This window comes from Longimicrobium sp., from assembly GCF_035474595.1.
Classification (GTDB): domain Bacteria; phylum Gemmatimonadota; class Gemmatimonadetes; order Longimicrobiales; family Longimicrobiaceae; genus Longimicrobium.
The window spans coordinates 1-3,861 of sequence record NZ_DATIND010000147.1 but is presented as its reverse complement, the minus strand read 5'-3'; the positions used below and the strand labels follow the sequence as shown (position 1 = coordinate 3,861).

Genomic DNA, 3,861 nt, shown 5'->3' with positions numbered 1-3,861 from the left:
CAGTGGTCGTGAGCGCTGATGCCACAGAATGAGCGGATCAGCCTCGCGCAGTTTGCGAGGCTTCCCGTAGTTGTTGCTGCGACTTCAGTCGCCGGTGGGGGGCCAGGCCGCGAACTTTCTATTCAGGCCGACCACACCGTAGTTGCCCCCGCACGAGCGGTTGCAGGCCGAAGGATCTATCGGCGCCGACAGCACGTGATTTGGCTAGATGCACCGATTCTTCCGCCGGATTTGGTAAGGTAGAATCTCACGCAGAGAGACGCGGAGCCGCGGAGAACGATGCTCGGTTCTCCGCGGCTCCGCGTTTTGTGTGATATGATACCCTGCGGTTCAGGGCTTCTGGTAGACGATGCGTCCCCCGACGACCGTCATCACCGGCTCGGCGTTCAGGATCTCGCGCTCGGGGATGGTGAGCAGGTCCGCCGACCAGATGACGAAGTCGGCCAGCATCCCCGGCCGCAGCGTCCCCTTCACCCGCTCCTGGAACTCGCCGTACGCGGGCGTGGCCGTGTAGAGCCGGATCGCCTCCTCGCGCGTCAGGCGCTCCTGCGGCATCCACCCGCCGGGCGGCGTTCCCGGCTCCTCGCGGCTCTGCCGGGTGACGGCGGAGTAGATCCCCTCCACCGGCCGGATCGGCTCCACCGGAAAGTCGGTGCCGAAGACGACCGTCGCCCCGCTGTTCAGCAGCGTCCGCCACGCGTACGCGCCGCGGAGGCGCTCCGGCCCGATGCGCGCTTCCGCCCAGCGCATGTCGCTGGTGGCGTGCGTGGGCTGCATCGACGCGATCACGCCGAGCCGCCGGAAGCGCGGGATGTCGGCGGGGGAGACGACCTGCGCGTGCTCGATGCGGTGCCGCCGCTCGTGCGCCGGGTTCACCCGCGCCGCGTGCTCGAAGGCGTTCAGCGCCTGGCGGTTGGCCGCGTCGCCGATGGCGTGCAGGATCACCTGCAGCCCCGCCGCGTCGGCCGCGTCCACCAGCGAGTCCAGCCCGGCGTCGCTGTGCTGCGGCAGCCCGCGCGTGCCGGGCGCGTCGCTGTACGGCTCCAGCATGTACGCGCTGCGCGATCCCAGCGAGCCATCGGTGTACCCCTTCACCATCCCCAGCCGCACCCATTCGTCGCCGTACGGCGCGCGCACGCCCAGGCGCCGGAAGGCGGCGATGAACTCACGCGTGAGCGGCACCCAGGCGTACACGCGGAAGGTGAGCGAGTCTTCGCGCTCCAGCTCCTGGAAGGCGCGGAAGGCCGCCGGGAGCGCGGGGTCGTTCTCGTCGAAGCTCCCCGAGGTGATGGGCGATACGTCCGTCTGCACGCTGGTGACGCCGGTGCGCGCCGCCAGCTCCATCGCCGCGCGCAGCTGCCGGCGGATCTGCGCCGGGCCGGGGGACGGCACCTTCGTGGTGACCAGGCCGCGCGCGGGGCCCTCCTTCAGGATCCCCGTGGGCTCGCCGGTGCGCGGGTCGCGGACGATCTCGCCGCCCGGCGGGTTGCGCGTGTTCCGCGTCACCCCGGCGATGCGGAGCGCGGCGGAGTTGGCCCACGAGGTGTGGCCGTCCACGCGGGAGAGAACGACGGGGTTGTTCGGCGCGGCGCGGTCCAGCGCCTCCTTGGTGGGCCAGCCGCCGGGGCCGAGCTCCGAGGCGGGGAGGCGCGTCTGGTCCCATCCGCGCCCCTGGATCCACTCGCCCGGCGCGGCGCGCGAGGCGGCCTCGCGTACGCGGCGCTCGATCTCGGCCAGCGAGGTGGCGCCGCCCAGGTCGGCCTCCAGCAGCGCGCCGCCGCCCTCGGCGATGTGGATGTGCGCGTCGTTGAAGCCCGGAGTGACGAGCTTTCCGCCCAGGTCGATCACGCGCGTGCGTGACCCGATCAGCGCGCGCACCTCCGTGTCCGTCCCCGCGGCGGCCACCTTCCGGTCCCTCACCGCCAGCGCGGCCACGACGGTGTTGCCGCTGTCGGCCAGGAAGACGCGGCCGTTCACCAGCACCAGGTCGGCCGCGGCGGCGTCGGACACCGGCTCGGGAGCGGCGGAGGCGCGCGGGCCGGTCGCGGGGCCGGGAAGGGTGGGCGGCGTGCGGGCCGGCATCGGGTGCGTGCACGCCGAAAGCGCCACCGCCAGCACCGGCCACAGTCGGTTCAGCTGCATGGGGGAGATGGAGATCGGGTTTCGGGAGAGGGTTCGCCGCGCGCAATCTACGCCGCGTCGCCGATCGGGGAAATCGCCGGGCGGGCGATGCCCGGCATCTCCCCACGTCGTGCGGCACCGGAGGTGCGTTACCATGACGCGGAGTCCGGGGAGGAAGTCGGATTGGAGCCTGTCGGATCGGAGAGATCGATGAACCTGAACGCCGCCCACATCCACCTGCTGGTGAACCACATCCCCGTGTTCGGGACGGTCTTCGCGGCGCTGCTGATCGCCTGGGGGCTGCTGCGGAAGAGCGAGGACGTGCTGCGGCTGGGCTTGGCGGTCGCGGTGATCGTGGCCGCGGGCACCTGGCTGGTGCAGCTCACCGGCGAGCCCGCCGAGCACCTGATCGCGGGGATGCAGGACGTGCAGCGGCGCATCATCCACCAGCACGAGGAAGCCGCCGAGCTGTCCACCTGGGTCATCACCGCGTTCGGCGTCCTGTCGCTGATCACCCTCGTGCTGGTGCACCGGCGCCGCGCCTCCGGTGGCCGCGCGCTGGCGATCCTTTCGCTGCTGACGGGCCTCGCCGGCGCCGGCCTGGTCGCCCGCGCCGCCAACCTGGGCGGCGAGATCCGCCACCCCGAGATCCGCGCCGGCTTCGTCCCCCCGCCGCCCCCGCCGCGCCCCGCGGGCGCTCCCCGCGGCGAAGGCGGCGAGCGCGACTGACGTCACTGCGGCAGCGAAAGACGGCGGCGGGCGAGATCACTCTCGCCCGCCGTCTTCGCATCTGCCGATCCGATGGGGCCGCTGCTGAACGCGCCGAGTTGTGGCCGTTATCGCCCGCCGACCCCGCGGCCGAGTTCCAGAAATTCCAGCTTGCGCCCTTCTGCCGCCATCGCGCAAACATCTCCGCTGCATACGCTTGGCAGGAGCGAGGCCTGCAACGAGATGTGGAAAGATGAGCCAAGTTCGCAGTGTGTACACGTTTACACGGATATCTCGACTCTTGCTTCGGTTTTGTTACGGTATTATTCTCTTCCGAAGAAAACCCGTAATTCGGCGGAGCTTCACCGAGGGACCGAACCATGGACAAGACGACGGCCCATCCCCAGCACTCGAACGCCACCGTGCGACATCTTCGCGAGGTCGCGGCCGCGCGCGTGGAGAGCACCTCGCTGCGCGGAGTGGCGCGGGAGATCGGGATGAGCCCCACCGGGCTGAAGAAGTTCCTGATGGGAACCGCTCCGTATTCGCCCACCGTGCGCCGGCTGCGCAAGTGGTACCTGCAGTACGCCGCGCTCCCGGCCGCGGAGATCACCTACCACCACGCCTCGTCCGCGCTGGTGGTGCTCACCCACGACCTGGCGCCGGAGCCGAAGCGCGAGGCCAGCGACTGCGTGCTGGAGTGCCTGGGCCGCGCCTACGAGGCCAGCGGACGCACGCGGCCCGGCTGGGTCGCCGACCTCCGCGCCGAGTACGGCCCGCGCCCGCGGCGCTGAGGCGGCGACCGCGGACTCCTCACCACCAGACACCCGCGCGGCTCCGCGCCGCCGCGGGCCCTCTCCCCGCGCTTCGCGCTCCCTCCCCCAAAACAGCTGCAAGGGCCGGGGACATGGGTAACACCCGTTCGGAGAGATGGGTGACACTTCCGACCGGGGATGAAGGCGCGCCGCGGCGCGCCTTCATCCCCGGTCGAGCCGGGCCGTTCCGGCCGCCAATTCCAGCACCGCGATCCTC

At 71.4% G+C, this 3,861-nt stretch carries 3 protein-coding genes; 2 read left to right on the top strand and 1 reads right to left on the bottom strand.

Features of this window, described 5'->3' with window-relative positions; all coding sequences use genetic code 11:
* Positions 1-330: 330 nt before the first annotated feature.
* Positions 331-2,142: an amidohydrolase gene (locus tag VLK66_RS24995; RefSeq protein ID WP_325312229.1), complete on the bottom strand. Its 1,812-nt coding sequence runs from the start codon at positions 2,140-2,142 to the stop codon at positions 331-333.
* Between the two features lie 189 nt (positions 2,143-2,331).
* Here VLK66_RS24995 and VLK66_RS24990 point away from each other — a divergent pair, with 189 nt between their 5' ends.
* Positions 2,332-2,850: a hypothetical protein gene (locus tag VLK66_RS24990; protein ID WP_325312228.1), complete on the top strand. Its 519-nt coding sequence runs from the start codon at positions 2,332-2,334 to the stop codon at positions 2,848-2,850.
* A 359-nt stretch (positions 2,851-3,209) separates the two neighbouring features.
* Positions 3,210-3,623, top strand: a complete 414-nt coding sequence (locus tag VLK66_RS24985; protein WP_325312227.1) for a hypothetical protein — start codon at positions 3,210-3,212, stop codon at positions 3,621-3,623.
* Positions 3,624-3,861: the final 238 nt, after the last annotated feature.

Coding starts and splice junctions, on each gene's coding strand:
- VLK66_RS24995 (WP_325312229.1), bottom strand. CDS start 2,142: ATGCAGCTGAACCGACTGTGGCCGGTGCTGGCGGTGGCGCTTTCGGCG.
- VLK66_RS24985 (WP_325312227.1), top strand. CDS start 3,210: ATGGACAAGACGACGGCCCATCCCCAGCACTCGAACGCCACCGTGCGA.
- VLK66_RS24990 (WP_325312228.1), top strand. CDS start 2,332: ATGAACCTGAACGCCGCCCACATCCACCTGCTGGTGAACCACATCCCC.